The following is a 19,525-nucleotide window of genomic DNA, read 5'->3' as shown; positions in this document are numbered from 1 at the left end:
GAAGAGCTCGATCTGAATCTGTGTACAGCACCGTGATTGTGGATAACGCGGCCACCCTTGAGGGTGCCCAGGGGATGAACGAGACGTACTCAGCCCAAAGCAGCCGCACCCACAGCGGCCTGTTCCTCCGCACGGCCGCGGGCGGTCGCGGCCTGAGCCGTGTCGCCGAGCCGGTCGGCCAGCCGGGCGCGGGCTCGCCAGTTGTAGGGGCAGATGGGACGCATGTTGATGCGTTCGCTGAGCAAGGTGCGCGCCAGGTCGTGCCGGCCGGAGCGGATGGCCGCCTCCACGAGGGTCCGCTGGATGGCGTCGCGCTGTGCGTGGCTGCCGCCGAAGGAATTGAGGTGGTACCGGATCGGGGCGAGCAACTCGACCACGCGGGCGTACCGCCGCTGCCCATAGGCGATCAGGGCGCGGCACACCGGGATGCCGATCTCGCGCGTCATCGCGTGGTTCGACACCGAGGGGCCGGGCCGGGCGAGCCATTGCTCGCGGTCCTTCACCAGCCGCTCGGCATCGGAGAGCCGCCCGGCCCCCACGTACGCCATGACGGCATGGACATCGTTGAAGGCGTAGTAGGCGCCGTCCTCGCGCCCGGCCCAAGCCTGGGCGAGGGCCACCCAGCGGGGCTCGACGTCGATATCGGCCAGGAGCAGCCGCCACAACAGGGCTGAGGAGTCCAGGAGTTCCATGGCGATGGCCTGCGACGCCTCGTTGTGGAGGGTGTTGTCGTAGACGCCGAGGACACGTTCGACGCTGCCCGCCTCCAGCGCGTACAGGGCGTAGTGCCACGCGTTGTGCACGGAAAGATAGTTTCCCTCGGCCCAGTCATCGGTCCGCGCGTCCAGATAGCGGATCCCCTCGCCGAACAGTCCTCGCATCTCGTACGTATGAACGACCGCATGGATGCCCCACACATCCCGTGGGTGACGTTCGACCGCCCGCAGTCCGATCTCCTCGGCGTGGCCGTAGTGCCCGGCCTCTTCGAGCCCGAAGGCGTACATCCCCAGCAGCGGGCCGAAGTGCGGGTCGTCACCGTCCCACGCGGAAAGCGCGCCACCGATGCGGTCACGCAGCCGCTGCGCGTCCCCGGTGAAGAAGTCGATCTGGTGCCCGACAGCCAGAGCGAGGGCGTCGCGGGGGAACTCGGTGCTGATCTCGCCGAGGATCTCCCCGGCCCGCAGCATGTCCCCGTCCAGCCACGACTCGGCAGCCGCCGCGTGCATCGTCTCGCGAGGCGAGAGCTCGGCAGGATCGATCGCGCTTCGGAAAGCGCTGAAGGAACGTCGGGCAGGGGCCGCGTCCTTCTCCTCGGTGCCGAGAAGCCCGAGGTAGGCGCCGAAGACGTGCGCCATCGCGGAATCCGGAGAGGCCGCCACCATCGCCTGGGCCTCGTCGGCGACTTCGGAACGGAAGAACAACAGCGCGTCGAGCGCTCGCTCGTAGTGGCGTGCGGCTTCGTCACTGGTGGCACTCAGGACGTGGGAATGCCGGTCCAATTCCATCGCTGTCCCCTCTCCCGTCGGATCGGTCCGATCCACGGGGTTTCGGTTCAATCGGCTGAGCCAGTCCGGCCGGTTCAGCCAGATCCACCCAGTTCAGTCTCGCGATTCTGCCCGCGAGGTACGAGGACGACGCTCGGTTCATCGGAACGACTTGTGACTGCGATGCGCTACGGCAGTTCCCGGGACCGCGGACCCGTCACGGTCTCGGCGTACGCGTGTTCCAGCCGATCACCAGCCCGGCCGGCGGGCAGACCAGAAGCGCCGCGAGAGGCGACACCCCTGTGGCGAGCGTCAGCGTGCCGGTCCCAGCCGCGAAGACACAGAGAAGTACGGAGATCTTGGGGCCGCGGGACAGGAGGTTCGGTACGGCGCCCAGAGCGAGGCTGCCCAGCACACTGCCGACGGACAGGATCCCCAGATACAAGCCGGTGAAGCCGTCCGCGTGGTACTCCCGTGCGTAGATCGGCAGCACCACATCCACCGCGGTCACCGCCATGACGAAGAGGGCGTCCGCGACCAGGAGGCGCCGCAGGGGAGCGGATGCCAGAGGGCCGAGCCAATGCCCGGACCGAGCGGAACGGGGCGGTGGGCCCTGCGAGTCGGACAGGAGACCGACCGCAGCGGCCGTCATCAGTGCCACGACCGCGAACGGTGCGATCGGTGAGACCGACAGGCTCAGCCAACTGGCAAGCAAAGGGCCGGTGATCAGCGCGCTGCCCATCATCGACGAGTCGAGAGCCATGGCCGTGGCCGATCGTCGCGAGTCGCCAGAAGCCGGGTACGTCCATCAAGTTCCGGTAGCCGGCGAAGGATCGCCGGGGCGCAGCATCGGTCGGCTCGGTGGGGTCGGCGCGGATCGAGCTTGCCCGGCCCACTACCGAGGCAGTCGGGCGCGCAGGGCCCGGACGGTCCAGTCGAGCGCCGGCGCCAGACTCTCGGGCGCGGGCCACCCGTTGATGACCGCGAGCAGCGTCAAGTAGCGGTCCCTGCGGGGGTCGTCCATGGTCTCCAGACGGGACACCAGGCGTAGGCGGAGAGCGGCGTCGTCAGGGAGGCCGAGGATGTGCGCGTAGTGATCTGCGAGCGTCGTGACGATCGCTTCGGCCTCGGGCGAGGCCGGATCGGTACCTGTCGTCAAGGCCGGGGTGATCTGCGCGCGAATCGCCTCGGCAAGGATGCGTGGCAGGCCGGTGCTGTTGTCCGGGGTGCGGTCGGCTGCCAGATCCCTGACCATGCCCTGCATGGTGGAGCGGAACCCCCGATCCTGGAACAGCTCGGCCAGCTCTACCCAAGCCTCGACCTGCTCGGCCTCGGGGTTGTCCGGCAGCTCGGGCGTGAGAGAGCGGGTGACCGCCGCGAAGGCAGGGTGGTCGTACAGGCCATCGAAGACTGCGCCCAGGAAGTCATCTATCAAACCTTGGCGTTCGTCCTCGGAGAGCTTGGCCAGCTTGTGCATGAGATCCAACTCCTCAGGGGTCGACCCGCGCTTGGCCACCGCTGTCAGGACCGCGCGCCGCAGGCGCAGCACACGGATCTGCACCTCCAACGCGTCCGCGTGCGCCGCCGCGACCTCGGGGAGCGAGACCTTCCGGATGGTGGGAAGGTCAAGGCCCAGGTCGCGCAGAGTGCGTACGAGGTCGAGACGGGCGACGGCGTCGGTGCCGTACAGGCGATAGCCGGCCGGGCTGCGGTCGGCAGGCGGCACGATCCCCGCGTCGGAGTAGAACCGGACGGTCTTGACCGTCAGGCCGGTCCGCCGCGCCAGATCACCGATCGAGTAGAGCGTGCTGCCGTTCATGTCCCCACCTTCACGTCTCCCCCTACTGGAGACTCAAGCTGAGTGCTGGGTCATTCACGGGGATGGGGCCCAGTACTTACTGCGCACGCGCGGAAGTGGTGACGTAGCGCGCCCCGAGCGGACGTCGGCCCTACGCCGCCGCCCCCGCCGCTCCCGCCGGATCATCAAGAACGGCCCGTACGACCGAGTGTGCCGCCCCCAGCAACGGGCCGTCGGAGCCCAGCCCGGAGACGGCGACAGCGCACGCCGTGCCCGCCGTGCGGCGCCCCAGCTCGCCCTCCAATGACGGCAGCAACCACGGCGCGAGCCGCGACAGCGCTCCGCCGAGCACCACCGAGCGCGGATCCAGCAGATTCACCGCACCGGTGAGCGCGATGCCCAGTGCGGCCCCCGCGCAGTGCAGCGCCCTTCGTACGTCCTCATCGCCCTGCGCGGCGCGCTCTGCGAGCAGGCCGACGCGGTCCGCACCCGGATCAAGGCCCGCCGCGCGCAACACCGCCTCCTCGCCCGCGTACTGCTCCAGGCAGCCACGGCCGCCGCACGGGCACGCCGGGCCGTCCGGCCACACCGGTACATGCCCCAACTCGCCCGCGAAGCCGCGTGTCCCGCGCAGCAGCCGCCCGTCGACGACCAGTGCGGCGCCGATGCCGATCTCCGCCGACACGTGGAGGAAGTCCTGGGGCACCTCGTCGCCGAGCCACAGCTCGGCCAGCGCCCCGAAGTTGGCCTCGTTGTCCACCGTCACCGGCAGCCTGCCCGGCACCAGGGCGCCGAGGTCGACGTCGTGCCAGTCGAGATTGGGAGCGCGTACCACCACCCCTGTGCCGCGGGCGACGAGACCCGGGACGGCGAGGGCGAGCCCCGCCGGACGCAGCCCTGCCAGGCGGGCTTCGTCGCTCACCTGCCGCACCAGCGCGATGAGTTCCTTGAGGACGGGTTGGGGTGCGCGCCCCCGGTTGTCTCCCTGTCGCACGGCACGCGCGCGTACCTCTCCGCGCAGGTCGACGACACACACCGCGAGATGGTCGACGCCCACTTCGGCGCCGATGCCGGCCGGTCCGCTTCCGCTGACTGCCAGCGCGGAGCCGGGGCGCCCCACCTTGCCGGGACGCTCGGGGCCCAGCTCGTCCAGGAGCCCGGAGCGGATCAACTCGTCCACCAGGGTGGAGACGGCGGCCCGCGTCAGACCGATTCGCGTGGCCACGGCGGCACGGGACAGCGGCCCGTGCGCCGCGACGGCGTGCATGACGCGTGAGAGGTTGCGGCGGCGCATCCCCTGCTGGGTGTCGGGCAGCGGGGCTCCGGACGTGCCCCGGCGCGCGTCGTGCGGTGGTGCGGTCATGCCCCCGTCAGTCCCCGTCTTCCGTCCTCATGGCCGGCTGTCCTCGTGGCCCCTGGCGCCGAGCAGCGGCGCCGCGTCGGAGACTACCCCGGCGATCCGTGCGAGCGCCGACTCGTCCCGCTCCACAGGGGGCAGTACGGGCCCCTCGGCCGTACCCCAGCGGCGCGCGACAGCCGCCGGATCCTCGCCCGTGAGGAGACCCGCGGCCTGGGCGGCGGCACCGAGGGCGACCAGTTCCCTGGCCTCGGGCACCTGAACGGGCCGTCCGGACAGGCGTCGCACGGTGTCCTGCCAGGCCGTGCCCCGCGCTCCGCCGCCGATGAGCAGGAGCGGAGTCGAGCGGTCCGCGTCCGCGTCAAGGACCAGATCGAGTGCGCCCAGGAGTGAGTGCACAGCCCCGTCGTACGCCGCCTGCAGCAGCTGCCCCGGAGTCGTGTCGTGCCGCAGCCCGTGCAACAGACCCGAGGCGTGCGGCAGGTCAGGGGTGCGCTCGCCGTCCAGGTAGGGCAGCAGGGTGACGGCGCCGCCCGCCTCCACCGCCTCTCGGTCGAGGCTCAGCAGCGCGGCCACGCGGTCCACGGCCAGGGTGCAGTTGAGGGTGCAGGCCAGCGGCAGCCAGTCCCCGCGCGCGTCGGCGAAGCCGGCCACCGTGCCCGTCGGATCCGCCTGGCGCCGCGTGGAGACCGCGTACACCGTGCCCGACGTTCCCAGGCTCAGGACCGGGGTGCCGGGGCGCAGGCCGAGTCCGAGAGCCGCCGCCGCGTTGTCACCGGTTCCGGGGGCGACCAGCGTGCCCTTGGAGAAGGGAAGTTCGCCGCTCCCGCGCACGGTGCCGACGACCTCACCGGGGCGGACCACGCGCGGCAGCAGCCCGGGGTCCAGGCCGACGAGTCCCAGGATCTCTTCGTCGTACGCCTCTGTCGCCGACCCCCACCACCCCGTACCGGAGGCATCGCCCCGGTCGGTCGAGCCGCATCCCGTGAGGCGTTCGGTGAGGTAGTCGTGGGGGAGTCGGACGGCTGCGGTGGCGCGGGCCGCCTCGGGCTCGTGCTCGCTGAGCCAGGCCCACTTCGTCACCGTGAAGGATGGCCCCGGCACGCTGCCGACGCGCTCGGCCCACGCCTTCGGGCCACCCAGGCGGTCAACCAGGGAGCGGGCCTGTGCCGCCGAGCGCACGTCGTTCCAGAGCAGGGCGGGCCGTACCGGCCTGGATTGCGCGTCCAGCGTGACGAGCCCGTGCTGCTGGCCGCCGACCGACACCGCGGCGGCCTCGCGTGCCGGCTCGCCGCACTGGTCGAGGGCCGCGCACAGGGCGTTCCACCACTCCTCGGGGTCGCTCTCGCGGGCGGCCCCCGAGCTGACGCTGTGCGAGGCCTGACCGCTCGCCACCACCCTGCCCGTGGCGGCGTCGACGACCAGGACCTTGGTGGACTGCGTGGAGCTGTCCACGCCGACGACGAGGGGCCCGTCGGCTGCTGGCGCTGATGACATCGGGGGTCTCCGTTCCCGCGGCTCTTTCCGGGCACGCCCGGACTTCTTTCCGTCCGACCTTCCCAGGGATGCCTCCGGATACTAATTTGTTAAGCGCCATGACGAAATAGGCGTGGCAACCGCAACAGGAGCGGGCACACAGCCGTGCCCGCCTCGGCCACACAGCCGTGCACCAGTCATCCAGGGAGCCGCACATGACGTACCAGCCCACTCCTGAGGACAAGTTCACCTTCGGCCTGTGGACCGTCGGCTGGCAGGGAAGGGACCCGTTCGGCGACGCGACCAGGGTGGCCATCGACCCGGCCGACTCCGTGCGGCACCTGGCCGAACTGGGTGCCTACGGAGTGACCTTCCACGACGACGATCTGATCCCCTTCGGCGCAACGGACATCGAGCGCGAGTCGCACATCAAGCGCTTCCGGCAGGCGCTCGACGCGACGGGCCTCGTCGTGCCGATGGCGACCACGAACCTCTTCACGCACCCCGTCTTCAAGGACGGCGGGTTCACCGCCAACGACCGGGACGTGCGCCGCTACGCGCTGCGCAAGACCATCCGGAACATCGACCTGGCGGTGGAACTCGGAGCACACACCTACGTCGCGTGGGGCGGCAGGGAAGGCGCGGAGTCCGGTGCGGCGAAGGACGTACGCGTCGCTCTCGACCGCATGAAGGAGGCCTTCGACCTGCTCGGCGAGTACGTGACGGAGCAGGGGTACGACCTGCGCTTCGCGATCGAGCCCAAGCCGAACGAGCCGCGCGGCGACATCCTCCTGCCCACCGTCGGGCACGCCCTCGCCTTCATCGAGCGCCTGGAGCGTTCCGAGCTGTTCGGCGTCAACCCCGAAGTGGGCCATGAGCAGATGGCCGGCCTCAACTTCCCGCACTCCATCGCCCAGGCCCTGTGGGCGGGCAAGCTCTTCCACATCGACCTCAACGGCCAGACCGGCATCAAGTACGACCAGGACCTGCGCTTCGGGGCGGGCGATCTGCGCAGTGCCTTCTGGCTGGTCGACCTCCTGGAGAGGGGCGGTTACGAAGGGCCGCGGCACTTCGACTTCAAGCCGCCGCGTACGGAGGACTACGCGGGCGTGTGGGCGTCGGCCGCCGGCTGCATGCGGAACTATCTGATCCTTCGGGAGCGTTCAGCCGCGTTCCGTGCCGACCCGGAGGTCCAGGAAGCCCTGCGGGCATCCCGCCTGGACGAGCTCTCCCTGCCGACCGCCGAGGACGGCCTCGCCGGACTGCTCGCCGACCGCGGCGCCTTCGAGGACTTCGACGTGACGGCGGCCGCGGACCGTGGCATGGCCTTCGAGCACCTCGACCAGCTGGCCATGGATCACCTCCTGGGGGCGCGGAACTGACCGGAAGCCCCACTCTGGAGCTCCACTCCGGAGGCATCAACTTGTGCGCAGGGGTCGCATCTTTACCCTTACGAGGCGACTCTTGACGGTATGGCCATGCCGCCCGTACCACCACCGCCTCCCCCTCCGCCGGGTGACTCGCCCCCTCCGGGCGATGGCGGCTTCGGACCGCCCGGGGGAGGGTACGGACCGCCTCCGGGCGACGGGTTCGGACCGCCTCCGGGCAGCGGGGGATGGCCTCCTGCGGGAGGCGGCGGTGTGCCCCCTGGCGGGGGCGGGTGGCCGCCTGCTCCGCCGTCGGGCGGGCCGTCCGGGCGCCGGGGCGGGCTGTTCGTCCTGCTCGCGGTGATCATCGCGATCGGAGCCGTCGTCGCCGTGGTCCTAGTGGCCACCAGCGGTGACGGCTCAGGTGACAAGAAGGGCCCCTCCGAGAGCAGTGAGACCTCGGACGGCAAGCCCACCCCGTCACTGAGCATCCCGTCGCAGATCCCTTCCGAGTTGCCTACGGAGGTGCCATCGAACCTGCCCAGTGGCCTGCCGTCGGACTTCCCCAGCGACGTTCCGAGCGACCTGCCCAGTGAACTGCCGAGCGCCCTGGACTCCCTGGTCCCCTCACGCGCGGAATGAAGTGCCCTACTACTGAGTTGGCGGGATCAGACGCCCTTCGGCAGCCGCACGTACGTCACCGTGGTCTCCACGTCGCTGTCCACGAGCCGGCCCTTCTCGTCGAACGCCTCCGCCCCGTCGGTCATCCCGAAGTCGTTGTCGTTGATCAGGGCGAGGGTGTGACTGTTCACGCGGGCCACGCCTTCGATCTTGTCGGGTACGCCGTCGATGCCCTCCAGGTCGACCAGGAGACGCTTCTTCAGGATGGGCACACCGGAGGCCGCCGGATCGTCGAGCTGCTCCAAGGAGGGCTTCGTGGCGGCGTCGTCCCACCGCTCGCCGAGGATGTCGGAGCGGCGGTCCAGCTTCACCGTCTGCAGCCGTGCGGCCTTGTCGGTGCGCTCCTCGACCAAGAGCCGGTCACGGCCGACGGCCACCACGGAGGAGATCTTCAGCTCGGACGTGTCGTTCTCGCCAGGGTCGACGACACCCACCGCGTCGAAGCGGTACGCGTACTCGGCGGTGACCGCCTGCTTCTTCGGCGAGAAACGCAGCAGCCGCGTCGTCCGCGATGCGTCACCCGCCTCCTCGTCCGGCACGGACAGGGGGCTCTGGACCGCCATCACCAGGTCCCCGCCCGGGAGTTGGGCAAGCCCTTCGAAGCCGCGATTGCCCTTGCGGTGCAGCAGGACGCCCGGAAGCGCCTCGACGACGGGATAGTCGGCGCCCGAGAGCTTCAGGCCCTCGGGGACAAAGCGCTTGAGCACCTTCCCGCGCGCGGAGACATGGACGAGCGAGGGCCCGTACTCGTCGACCAGCCAGAAGCTGCCGTCGTGCGCCCGCACGATGCCCTCGGTGTCGAGGCCGTTCGGGTCGTAGGTCAGCGCCGTCTTCGCGTCGTAGGTGTACGGCGCCTCATCGCGCCCCTCCTGGTTGGGGAGCCCGGTGACGGGCTTCCCGGAGGACGTCGTCAGCGGGAGCGCGTCGATGACCTTCACGGCGTCACCGGAGACGCGGATCTTCACGATCGCCGGATCGAAACCGGGGACGGGGAAGGTGCGCCGCTTCTTGCCGTCCACCTTGATCTGGCCGTTGGGCCCGCGGTCGGTGACCGTCCAGAACTCGCCCTTGCGGCCCGCCGGATAGATGTCACTGCCGATGCCGCCGAGATCCACACCGCGGTCGTCGCTCACCGTGCCGGGCAGCAGGGAGTTGCTGAACGCCCCCAGAGGGACGTCGCCGAGCGTCGCCGTCGAAGTGATCCGAGGCGCCTTCTCCTTGCCGCCGGTCTGGGCGCCCGTGGCGGTACTGGTCACCGTGATCGCGGCGAGCACGGCGAACGGCACACCCGCGGCGACGGAACGGCGGACGCGACGCTTACGGGCGGCGTGCGGGGACATGAGTGCCTCCTGGGGCGCAAGTGTTCGGTGACAGCGATCAGACTTCGCCGTCGCCGCGAACACAGGGAGGCGGACAGGTGAACGCGAGGGGGCGCGCCGACGGCGCCTCCCGCGAGGGGCAGGAGGCGCCGTCGTCACCCGCGGGCTGGTCAGCGGCAGTTGAGTACCTGGCCCTTGTCGTCCCCCTTCGCCTAGATCGCGCTGACGTACTCCATCACTCCGGGCTCTGCGGGAGGGGGCGCTCAGTCGCGGTCGGCACCCCCTGAACCGGCGTGATCCACACTCTCGGATGTCATGCCCGCGCTCAATCGCTGATGAGGGGGAGTCCACGGGCGGGTGTTCCCGGCGTGTGCGTGAGCAGCTTGGATACGCCGGTGGCCGCCGCGCGCATTCCGGCCAAGCGGAAGCTTCGGTGGCGTGAACGCGTCGGAGGGGCGAGCGCGTCGGAGGGGTGAACGCTTCAGGGTTGCTGGCGTGAGAGCGCTGTGGCTCGGTCGGTGCGGGCGTGGGCTCGGGTCCGGTGCGGGCGTGCGGAGGAGGCTCGCACCGGACCTGCCTGACCTACTCGCCGCTGGACACCACGGCCAGTGCCGTCGCGGGGTCATGGGTCGCGGGGCCCGCCGGGGTCCAGCGGCCGCGCTCCTTGCGGTAGGGCCACCAGCGGCCGTCGGAGCCGTGCCGCAGCTGGGCGTCGCTCCCGACCACGGTCCAGCGATTGCGGGCGGCGCGCAGCGGTGGACGCTCCCCGTCGTCCCAGGCCGCGTCCAGCGCCGCACGCGCGCGTGCCAGTGCGTCCGCCTCGGGGGCCCACTCCTCCTCCAGGACGGACAGGGCGGCCGGGCCTCCGTACTCCCAGGCCCGTACGGCCAGCGCGAGGCCGTCCTTGCCGCGGCCCCCAGCGGTCGCGAGGCGCACGGCCACCGACGCGGGAGCAGTGGCGGCGAGGCGTACGGCATCCTCGTCCAGCGTCAATTCCGGCTCGACCGGCTGCCGTTCGTGTCCGGGCGAGAGCGCCTCGGCCAGCATCCGGTGCGCCTCCACGGCCGCCTGCGCCGCCAGGAACTCGACTGCTGCCACATCGAGACCGGGCGCGGGCTCCGCCTCCGTGTCGAGGGAAGGCGGCAGGCCCGGCTCAGGCGGCAGCGGAGGCAGGTCGGGCAGCGGAGGCAGGATGGCCCCCTCCGCGTACGCCTCGTCGGCGTCCACGCCCTCCTGGGCCCCTTCCTGCTCCTCCTCGGGTGTCTCCTCGGCCTCCGCCCTTGCCACGCTTCGCACTTGGAGCTCGTCCAGGAGCTCGCGCTCCGCACGGCCACGCATCAGGAACAGCACGAACGGATCCTGGTCGAGCAGCCGGGCCACCTGATAACAGAGCGCTGCGGTGTGCCCGCAGTGGTCCCAGGCATCGCAGTCGCACTCCGGCTCCAGGTCGCCGATGCCCGGCAGGAGTTCGACACCCGATGCCGCCGCGTCCTCCACCAGATGCGGCGGCATCTCACGGTCGAGCAGCGCCGCGATGTGCCCGGCCCGCTCGACGGCCATGCCCAGGAAGCGGTCCCACTCGTCCCCGCTGAGCCGCTGCAGCAGCACGTCGGAGCGGCGCGGGGTGCCGTCGCGGTCCTGGACGACCGCGGTGATCCGGCCGGGGCGCACCGAGACCGCGCCCACGGCTCCCGCGCGCGCGAGCCTGCGTCCGGCCTTCAACTGCGCGAGGTCCAGCGCCGTGTCCTCCAGGGCCTTCAGCCAGGCCTGGCCCCACCAGCTCTGCGCGAACCCCCGGCCGTGCGTGGCCGGCAGCGCGGCGAAGGTGCGCTCATGGTCGTAGGCGCCCTCCCCGTGACCGCCGTCCCCATGGGTCTCGCCGGTCGTCTCGTCGTACATGTCGTTCATCGAGTCCCCCCTCGCAGTTCCACCAGATCCGACAGCTCGGCGTCGGTGAGTTCCGTCAGCGCCGCCTCCCCGGAACCGAGCACCGAGTCCGCCAGCTCGCGCTTGCGCAGCAGCATGTCGGCGATGCGGTCCTCGATCGTCCCTTCCGCGATCAGCCGGTGCACCTGCACCGGCTGCGTCTGCCCGATGCGGTACGCCCGGTCGGTGGCCTGCGCCTCGACGGCGGGGTTCCACCAGCGGTCGTAGTGCACGACGTGCTCGGCCCGGGTCAGATTCAGACCGGTGCCCGCTGCCTTCAACGACAGCAAGAAGACGGGGACTTCGCCGTCCTGGAAGCGCTCCACCATCGCCTCGCGCGCCGCGATGGGCGTGCCGCCGTGCAGGAACTGGGACGGGGTGCCGCGGGCCGCCAGGTGCTGCTCGATGAGGCGCGCCATCTGGACGTACTGCGTGAAGATGAGCACGCTCGCGTCTTCGGAGAGGATCGTGTCGAGCAGTTCGTCGAGGAGTTCCAGCTTCCCGGAGCGGCCCTCGATCCGCGGCTTGTCCTCCTTGAGGTACTGCGCGGGGTGGTTGCAGATCTGCTTGAGACCGGTGAGCAGCTTGACGATCAGGCCGCGTCGGGCGAACCCGTCGGCGCCGGAGATCTCGGCGAGGGTCTCGCGCACCACGGCTTCGTAGAGGCCCGTCTGCTCCGTGGTGAGGGATACGGCACGGTCGGTCTCCGTCTTGGGCGGCAGTTCGGGGGCGATGCCCGGGTCGGACTTGCGCCTGCGCAGCAGGAAGGGGCGTACGAGCTGGCCGAGCCGTTCGGCGGCCGCCGGATCCTTGCCGCTTTCGACGGCCTGGGCGTAGCGGGTGCGGAAGGTGCCGAGCTTGCCCAGCAGGCCTGGTGTCGTCCAGTCGAGGATGGCCCACAGCTCGGAGAGGTTGTTCTCCACAGGGGTGCCGGTGAGCGCCACGCGCGCGCGTGCGCCGATGGTGCGCAGCTGTTTGGCGGTGGCCGAGTACGGGTTCTTGACGTGCTGGGCCTCGTCGGCGACGACCATGCCCCACGGGCTGTGGGCCAGGCTGTCCGCGTCGAGCCGCATCGTGCCGTACGTGGTGAGCACGAACTCGCCGTCGGCGAGGCCTTCCAGGCTGCGCTGAGCGCCGTGGAAGCGGCGTACGGGGGTGCCGGGGGCGAACTTCTCGATCTCCCGCTGCCAGTTGCCCATGAGGGACGTCGGGCAGACGACAAGGGTGGGACCCGCGGACTCGCTGTTGGTCTGCCGGTGCAGGTGCAGGGAGATGAGCGTGATCGTCTTGCCGAGGCCCATGTCGTCGGCGAGGCAGCCGCCCAGACCCAGGGAGGTTATCCGGGCCAGCCAGTTCAGGCCGCGCAGCTGGTAGTCGCGCAGGTTGGCGGCGAGCGTTTCGGGCTGGCCGACGGGCTCCATGCCCTCGGGGTCCGCGAGGCGTTCGCGCAGAGTGGCGAGCCAGCCCGTCGGCTGGACGTCCACGCGCTGCCCGCCCACTTCGGTGGTGCCCGTCAGGACGGCGCTCAGGGCGTCGATCGGCGTGACCTTATGGTCCTGGTGTGCGCAGGCGCGCCGGGCCTCTTCGGGGTCGATGAGCACCCACTGGTCGCGCAGGCGGACCACCGGGCGGTTGGCCTCGGCGAGATGGTCGAGCTCGGCGCGGGACAGTTGCTGATCGCCCAGCGCGAACCGCCAGTTGAAGGCGAGCAACGCGTCGGCGGAGAGGTACGAAGGAGTGTCCGAGGACGGCTTGTCCGGGTCCTTCGCGTCGTCGTCGGGCGGGCCGATGACCGCGCGGGCGGTCAGGTTGCGCGCAAGTTCCTTGGGCCAGTGCACCTCGACACCCGCGGTGGCGAGCAGGCGGGACCCCTCGCCCAGGAGCGAGGTGACTTCTTCGTCGGCGAGCTCGATCGCATCGGGGACGGTGGCCGAGAGCAGTGGGGCGAGCGGCGGCCACGCGCGTGTGGCGCGCCGCAGCGCGAGCAGGGCGTCCATCCGCGACCGCGCCCCGAAGGCCTGCCCCGAGGCGCCGGAACCGGCCCACACCTCGGCCGCGTCCGCGACGAGCGAGGGGTCGCTGACGCTGTGCATCTGCAGCACGGCGCGGAACGGCAGCCGAGTCCCGTCGGAGGTGTCCGACACCAGGCCGGGCACCTCGACGCGCAGCGAGATCCGCACGCCGGCGTCGTGTCCGGCGGCGACATCGGTGGCCCAGGGGCGCTGCTCGGGGATGTGCTGAGGCTGCGGAGCGGCGAAGGCCGGAGCGCCGGCGGCCAGCGTCGCGGCGGGGGAGCGCGGCAGCGTGTCGGCCACCGCGTCCAGGAACTGGCGCAGCAGCCGCTCGGGTTCGGGCAGCCGCAGGGGCTCGAAGCCGCCCGCAAGCGGAAGGGCGTGCGCGGCGGGGGGCATCGCGGCGGCGAGGTCGCGCAGGCGTCGCAGATCATCGGTGCCGAGCGGCCCCGAGCGCCATGCGTCGTGATCACTCGGCGTCAGTCCGGGCAACAGGAGTCCGCGAGCCGCGAGTTGCAGTGCGAGCAGGCCTGCTGTGCCCCAGAAAGCGGCCGTCGGGTGAACCCCTGCCGATGCACGCGCGCGTGTCAGGACCGGCAGTGCCGCGCGCATCGGGAGCACGACTGCGGAAACGTCGCTGAGCTGGGCTCCGTCATCGCCGGGTACCGCGATGGTCAGATCCTCGACGGTGCCCGCGGAGCAGGAGGGCGGCGCCTCCCCGTCAGGTCGCCAGAAGGCGACCCGGCCGGTGCGTGCCGGGTCGGCGGATACGAACAGTACGGAGCAGCGGGACAGTTCAGAGATCTCGGAAGGTGAGGCGGCAGGGGGCCTGGACACGGCGATAGCGCATTCCTCAAACTTGACTACTGGGCCTGGAGCGGCCGAGAGTACAGCACATCGCGCCCAAGACGTTAGTGATCACGCGGTGATCCACGTCACGCCTTCCCGGGGGTGTACCTAACCCCCCTTCCCGGCGGTGCTGGCCCCCTCCCGAGACGGGTGAAGGCGCCATGGTTGCCGCAGGTCACGGGCTCATACGTTGTGCTACGTCAGCCCGATCCAGTCAGAGACCGGAGACCTCACCATGTCCCAGGCCGCCGCTGCAGTCGCGGAGCGTTCCCCAGGCACCACTCAAAGGCAGCCCGCCGGGAGCGATTTCGCGCCTCTCCTGCGCACCGTCAAGGAGCAGGGGCTCCTGGGCCGCCGAACCGGCTGGTACGCCCGCACCATCGTGATCAACGCCGTGGCGCTGGGCGCCGTGGCGACGGGTATGTTCCTCATCGGCGGCTCCTGGTGGGTGCTGCTCCTCGCGCCCGTCCTGGCCGCCCTGTGCGCCCGTACGGCGTTCATAGGCCATGACGCGGGTCATTCCCAGATCACCGGCGACCGTGGCGTGAGCCGCGCCATCGGGCTCATTCACGGCAACCTCCTCCTCGGCATGAGCTCGGCCTGGTGGAACGACAAGCACAACCGCCACCACGCCAACCCCAATCACCTCGACAAGGACCCCGACGTCGCCGCGGACGTCCTCGTCTGGACCAGCAAGCAGGCCAAGGTCCGCGTGGGCTTCCGGCGCTGGCTCACCCGTAACCAGGCCTGGCTGTTCTTCCCGCTGACGCTGCTCCAGGGCGTCGCCATGAAGATCTACGGCTTCCAGGACCTGCGCCGCCAGGAGCCGCGCGAACGCGTGCTTGAGGGACTCCTCCTGGTGGCGCACCTCGTCGGGTACGTGACACTCCTGCTGGTCACCATGCCGGTGGGCCACGCCCTTGCCTTCGCCGCCATCCACCAGGCGCTCTTCGGCCTGCACCTCGGACTGGCCTTCGCGCCCAACCACAAGGGCATGGAGATGCCCGACCCCGACGGTGAGCGATGGGGCCACCTCAGCCGCCAGGTCCTCACCTCGCGCAACATCCGCGGCAGCGTGCTGACCGACTGGTTCCTGGGCGGACTCAATTACCAGATCGAGCACCACCTGTTCCCGAGCATGCCCCGCCCCAGCCTGCGGCGCGCCCAGCGCTTGGTCCGCGCTCACTGCGCCGAGCTCGGCATGCCGTACACGGAGGCCGGATTCATCGACTCCTACCGGCAGGTACTGCGCCACATGTACGAGGTCGGCGAGCCGCTGAGGGCCGAGTAGCGGCGCCTGGACACGCGGCGGGCCTCAGGGTTACGTCAGGGTCGCTCCTCAGGGGTCTATCAGGGGAGCAGTCTGGAACCGTGGGCGGCCCGAGCCCGTTTCTCAAGACAGAGAGCGGCAGCAGCCGCGAAGGAGGCGACGCACATGTCGAAGAACGCGAAGATCGCCGCAGGAGGTGTGGCGGCCGGCATCATCCTGTTGATCTGGCTGCCCTGGTGGGCCGCCCTCCTGATCGTGCTCGGGGTCCCGGCCGCGGCCTATCTGACCCTCGACCCCGGACAGCGGCGCAGGCTGCGCCGCGTCTCGCGCAAGGAGATCGGCCACTGACCCGGCACCTCGCAGCGGGCACCACAGGGATGTGCGGACGCTCGGCGCCCAGGCCCTGACGGCTTCTCCGCTCGCGGTCCCGCCTCTGGGCGGCGCCGCGAGCGGAAAACCCATTGCGCCACAGCAGACCGGCGGTGACCATGTCCCACATGACTTCCCGAAAGGAGGCCCAGCGATCCCACGGTGATCGCTGATGGCCGCATACGAGGCGTCGCAGACGCCGTCCCCCCAGCCTCAGCCCCTTCCCGCGCCGCTGACATCGGCCTGGCTGAAGGCCCACTTCGACCCGCTGCCCTTCCCGGCCCGCATGAGCGCCCTCGCCCGCTACGCCCGCGCGCTCACCGAGGACGCGTACGGCACACTCCGCGCGGCTCTCGCCGCCGGCACACCTGACGAACGGCACACCGGCCTCTTCCTCGCCGTTGCCCGGCGCGACCTCACCACCATCGCCGAAGCCCTGACCGATCCCCACCTGCGCCGCCGCGCCCTCTCGGCCGCCATCCGGCTTCCCGTTCCGGAAGCGGCCCTGGAACAGCTCGCGTTGAGCGACATCCGGGCGGTACGGCACGAGACGTACCGCGTCCTGCGCCTCAGCCGCCGACGCACGCTCGCCGCACGCCTGCTGCCCGAGATCCACGAACGGTTCGGCGCCCGGGACGCCGCCCGCCTCCTGCCCGCCTGCCCCGCCGAGACGGCCGTCGCGTGGCTGCCCCGACTCGATCCGCCTCCGGGCGTACTGAGCGCGCTGACCCGCACCGCGCCGCTCGCCGTGGCCCAACTGCTCGTCACCCGCGGCGAGAGCCGCGCCAACCACGACCGCCATCGCTTCACGGGCCGCAACCGCGCGGTCGCCAGCGCGGCAGCGGAACGCGACCCGGAAGCCGGACTGCTGCTTCTGGCACGGGCCCCGCACCTCCTGACCTCGCGAGCCGCCCGTACGCTGCTGCGTCGTCCGGCCGAAGTCCTCGAGATCCTGCGCGCGGCCCCACCGGACCAGGACGGCTCATCCCGCGAATTGCGGATCTCAGCCGGGGCGTTGCCGCCCGCCACGCTGCGAGCCCTGCACACCCTTCCACCCGCGGACTTGGTGGACCTCGCCCGTCGCTGCCCCGTGACGCAGCCACGGCACCGCGGGCCGGGACGCCACGACATCGAGCCCGACAGCCTGCTGGTGCTGCTGCCCGCGCCGGAACGCCGCCGTCTGGTCGAGGAACGCACCGCCCGTCGCCGCTCGGTGCGGAGCCTGCCCGTGGCGACCCTCACGGCTCTGGAGCCGGCCGACAGGGCCGCACTCGTCATGCCCTGGGTGGAGCGCTGGTCCCGTCAGGAGTGGACATCGAGCCGACTGGCCGTCGCGCTCCCGCTCGCCCTGGGAGAACCGGTGCTGCGCGACATGGCCGGGCAGCACCGCATCCACCAGCGCCTGATGGCCTGGCCCGCGCTGCTCGCGTGCGCGGAACTCGAAGGCGACCCGGACGAGTTCGCGCGGATCGCGGGGGACTGCGAGCGGGCCTGGCACGACCAGGAGGAAGTACGCAGGGCCGCCCTCCAGCAGCTCGCGGGGGCGCCCCCGCGTCTGCTCGCGGCGCTGCCCGACCGGGTCCTGCGTGACGCGGCGCTGACCACCGTCCAGTCCCGCGACTCGACCTCCCACACCCTGGCCGCGGCGGACCAACTGCTCCGCCGCGCCGCCGAGAGCGCCGCGGCGACCGGCAGGCTCAACCGTGCGGCCTACGCGACGGAACTGCTCTGCCACGTCGTCTCCGACCCGCGCTCCCGCAAGACGGGCGCGCCGCTGCGCATCGGTGAGGAAGCCGCGCGTGCCGTCTGGTCCGCCACCTTGCCGGGCACACCGCCGCGCCCCGATCTCCGCACCGCCCTAGCGGAACTCCTTGCTCCGCACCTCACCGCGCTGCCGGAACTCGACGCACTGATGCGTGCCACGGCGTTGGAGTCCGACGACCCGGACCTCGCCGCCCGCGCGGCAGCAGCCTGGGCGGAACCGGCGGAGCTACGGGAGCGACGCAGCGCCGAACTGGTCGGTTGCGACGCCTCATTCGCAGCCGTGCCGACCATCCTGCGCACCGTCGTCACCCGTCGCACCGACCTGCTGGACTCCGTGCTGCTCGCAGCCCGGGAAGGGCTCACAGGCCGGCTACGCCCCCGAGCCGCTTCTTGGGCCCCGGGGCTGCACCCTGGTGTCACCGGTCGCTGGCTGCCCGAACAACGCCGCGCGTGGGATGAACACCACGCGCGCGTGGCCGCCGACGAACTGGCTCCCCTGCGCACCCGTGCCGACGCTGCAACGCAGGTGCACGACCCGGCGCTGCTCACCACACTCGTGGAGTCGGCGCCACAGCCTGTCGCCGCGGCAGCACTTGGCGCGCTGGGGGACGTCCTCAGTGCGGCTCACGACGGCGCACCGCCCGTCACGGAGCCACTGCTGGACATCCTGCTACGGCACGCCGCGACGGGCGGCGTCCGGGGGCGGGCCGCCATGGCGTCTGTCCGTCGACTCCTGGAGGCGGTGCCGGACGCGGAGGCGGTCGCCCTGCTCGCCCCCGTGGCCTGTGCGGCGGATGCCCCCGTCGGCTCCCGAAAGGAAGCCGTCCGAGCCCTCGGCGCGCTCACCGGGGACGCGGCGTTCGACGCTCTGGTGGCTGCCTGGGACGCACCGCGGCAACACCGTGACGTACGCGCCGTCGTGGCGCGCCATCTCATCTCCTCGATCGACCACCCCGCCGTAGCCGACCGCCTGGCCCGTGCGGCGGACGAACCCGCCGTACGGGAAGCGGTGGTTCACGCGCGCGTGGGGCCCGTGAGTGAATCCGCGGGGGAGGCTTACGCGGACTTTCTGGCCCGCCTGGTGAGGGACGGTGACCAGGAGACCGTAGTCGCGGCGTGCCGCGCCCTGCCCGCCTGGTTCACACCGGAATCGGCCGACGCCATGCGGGCCGTTGCCGACGTCGCCACGGACCCGGGGCGGCCTCGACGGGAGTGGGACGCGGCCGCACAGCAGTTGGCTTGGTTCCCCCTGGGGCCGGTAGGAGGGCCCATCCTGAAGGGCGTCATCCGGCGGCTTCAGGAACTGGCCGTCACCCAGGATCCGCAGGTGCGCGCTGACGCGCTCCGGCGCCTCTCGGGCATCGCCGAGGCCGTACGCGTCCGGCGAGGCTCTGCCCAGACGCTCCTCATCGCCGACGCCCTGGCCCTGTCGCTGCACGCCGTGGGCCTGTATGCCGATGCTGCGGCCCTGACATGGGACACCTCGCTGGCCGCCCTGCGCCACGGCGAACATCACGCAGCGCGCTGGCAGCGGCTGCTTGATCTGGTCGAGGAACGCCCCGAAAGGCTGCCCCTGGGGAGCGGATTCCACCTCGATACGCCGACGCCACGCGCGCGTGCGGCCCTGCGCGCCGCGGCCCGCCTGCTGCGTGAACGAGGTACTCCAGTGGCCGGAGCGATGGCGCTCGCGCTGGTGCGCGTCGGTGGCCGGGCGACGTCGTGGGACGAGGCCTGGCGCGCTGAACTGGTGGCTTTGCGCGATCACGCGGACCACGACACGGCGATGGCCGCGTTTCTCCTCGACCCCGAGCAGAAGCCCTGACGAGACACGGGACCAGGGGGCAGGGGGGAGG

Annotated in this window: 12 protein-coding genes and 1 pseudogene; 5 read left to right on the top strand and 8 right to left on the bottom strand. The window is 71.5% G+C overall.

Annotation, left to right across the window (positions count from 1 at the left end; genetic code table 11):
• Positions 1–89 precede the first annotated feature (89 nt).
• From E5671_RS06705 to xylB, 5 genes and pseudogenes are all read right to left on the bottom strand, one after another.
• Positions 90–1,505 (bottom strand): tetratricopeptide repeat protein, encoded by a 1,416-nt coding sequence (locus tag E5671_RS06705; protein ID WP_160502926.1) that lies wholly within the window; start codon positions 1,503–1,505, stop codon positions 90–92.
• A gap of 196 nt (positions 1,506–1,701) precedes the next feature.
• A pseudogene (locus tag E5671_RS06700) lies at positions 1,702–2,253 on the bottom strand (MFS transporter); the annotation flags it as partial.
• Between the two features lie 126 nt (positions 2,254–2,379).
• Positions 2,380–3,303 carry a MerR family transcriptional regulator gene (locus E5671_RS06695; RefSeq protein ID WP_160502924.1) on the bottom strand — a complete coding sequence of 308 codons (924 nt, stop codon included), beginning with the start codon at positions 3,301–3,303 and terminating at the stop codon, positions 2,380–2,382.
• A 130-nt stretch (positions 3,304–3,433) separates the two neighbouring features.
• The gene (locus tag E5671_RS06690) at positions 3,434–4,645 is read right to left on the bottom strand and encodes an ROK family transcriptional regulator (RefSeq protein ID WP_160502923.1); all 1,212 of its coding nucleotides are present in this window, start codon (positions 4,643–4,645) and stop codon (positions 3,434–3,436) included.
• 27 nt (positions 4,646–4,672) lie between these two features.
• On the bottom strand, positions 4,673–6,136 hold the full coding sequence (gene xylB / locus E5671_RS06685; protein WP_160502922.1) for a xylulokinase: 1,464 nt from the start codon (positions 6,134–6,136) through the stop codon (positions 4,673–4,675).
• Positions 6,137–6,330: 194 nt separating this feature from the next.
• On the opposite strand from xylB, the gene xylA reads away from it, so the two are divergent.
• Together xylA and E5671_RS06675 are read left to right on the top strand one after the other, a co-directional pair.
• A complete protein-coding gene (xylA, locus tag E5671_RS06680) occupies positions 6,331–7,497 on the top strand; it encodes a xylose isomerase (RefSeq protein ID WP_160502921.1) in 1,167 nt (388 codons plus the stop codon).
• Between the two features lie 258 nt (positions 7,498–7,755).
• On the top strand, positions 7,756–8,124 hold the full coding sequence (locus E5671_RS06675; protein WP_336605683.1) for a hypothetical protein: 369 nt from the start codon (positions 7,756–7,758) through the stop codon (positions 8,122–8,124).
• A 26-nt stretch (positions 8,125–8,150) separates the two neighbouring features.
• Here the strand turns inward: E5671_RS06675 and E5671_RS06670 are convergent, their stop codons facing one another.
• The 3 genes from E5671_RS06670 to E5671_RS06660 form a co-directional block, all read right to left on the bottom strand.
• Positions 8,151–9,503 carry an esterase-like activity of phytase family protein gene (locus E5671_RS06670; RefSeq protein WP_160502920.1) on the bottom strand — a complete coding sequence of 451 codons (1,353 nt, stop codon included), beginning with the start codon at positions 9,501–9,503 and terminating at the stop codon, positions 8,151–8,153.
• A 561-nt stretch (positions 9,504–10,064) separates the two neighbouring features.
• On the bottom strand, positions 10,065–11,381 hold the full coding sequence (locus E5671_RS06665) for an SWIM zinc finger family protein (protein WP_202121587.1): 1,317 nt from the start codon (positions 11,379–11,381) through the stop codon (positions 10,065–10,067).
• A gap of 5 nt (positions 11,382–11,386) precedes the next feature.
• Entirely contained in the window at positions 11,387–14,257 is a 2,871-nt protein-coding gene (locus tag E5671_RS06660; protein ID WP_160502919.1) for an SNF2-related protein, read from the bottom strand.
• 247 nt (positions 14,258–14,504) lie between these two features.
• Here E5671_RS06660 and E5671_RS06655 point away from each other — a divergent pair, with 247 nt between their 5' ends.
• The 3 genes from E5671_RS06655 to E5671_RS06645 all read left to right on the top strand — a co-directional run bounded on the left by E5671_RS06655 (position 14,505) and on the right by E5671_RS06645 (position 19,494).
• A complete protein-coding gene (locus tag E5671_RS06655) occupies positions 14,505–15,560 on the top strand; it encodes a fatty acid desaturase family protein (protein WP_160502918.1) in 1,056 nt (351 codons plus the stop codon).
• 144 nt (positions 15,561–15,704) lie between these two features.
• Positions 15,705–15,887, top strand: a complete 183-nt coding sequence (locus tag E5671_RS06650) for a hypothetical protein (RefSeq protein WP_160502917.1) — start codon at positions 15,705–15,707, stop codon at positions 15,885–15,887.
• 193 nt (positions 15,888–16,080) lie between these two features.
• Positions 16,081–19,494, top strand: a complete 3,414-nt coding sequence (locus tag E5671_RS06645; RefSeq protein WP_160502916.1) for a hypothetical protein — start codon at positions 16,081–16,083, stop codon at positions 19,492–19,494.
• Positions 19,495–19,525 lie beyond the last annotated feature (31 nt).

Source organism: Streptomyces sp. BA2 (assembly GCF_009769735.1).
Taxonomy (GTDB): domain Bacteria; phylum Actinomycetota; class Actinomycetes; order Streptomycetales; family Streptomycetaceae; genus Streptomyces.
The sequence above is the reverse complement of the archived record's forward strand: the minus strand, read 5'-3'. Positions and strand labels throughout refer to the sequence as shown.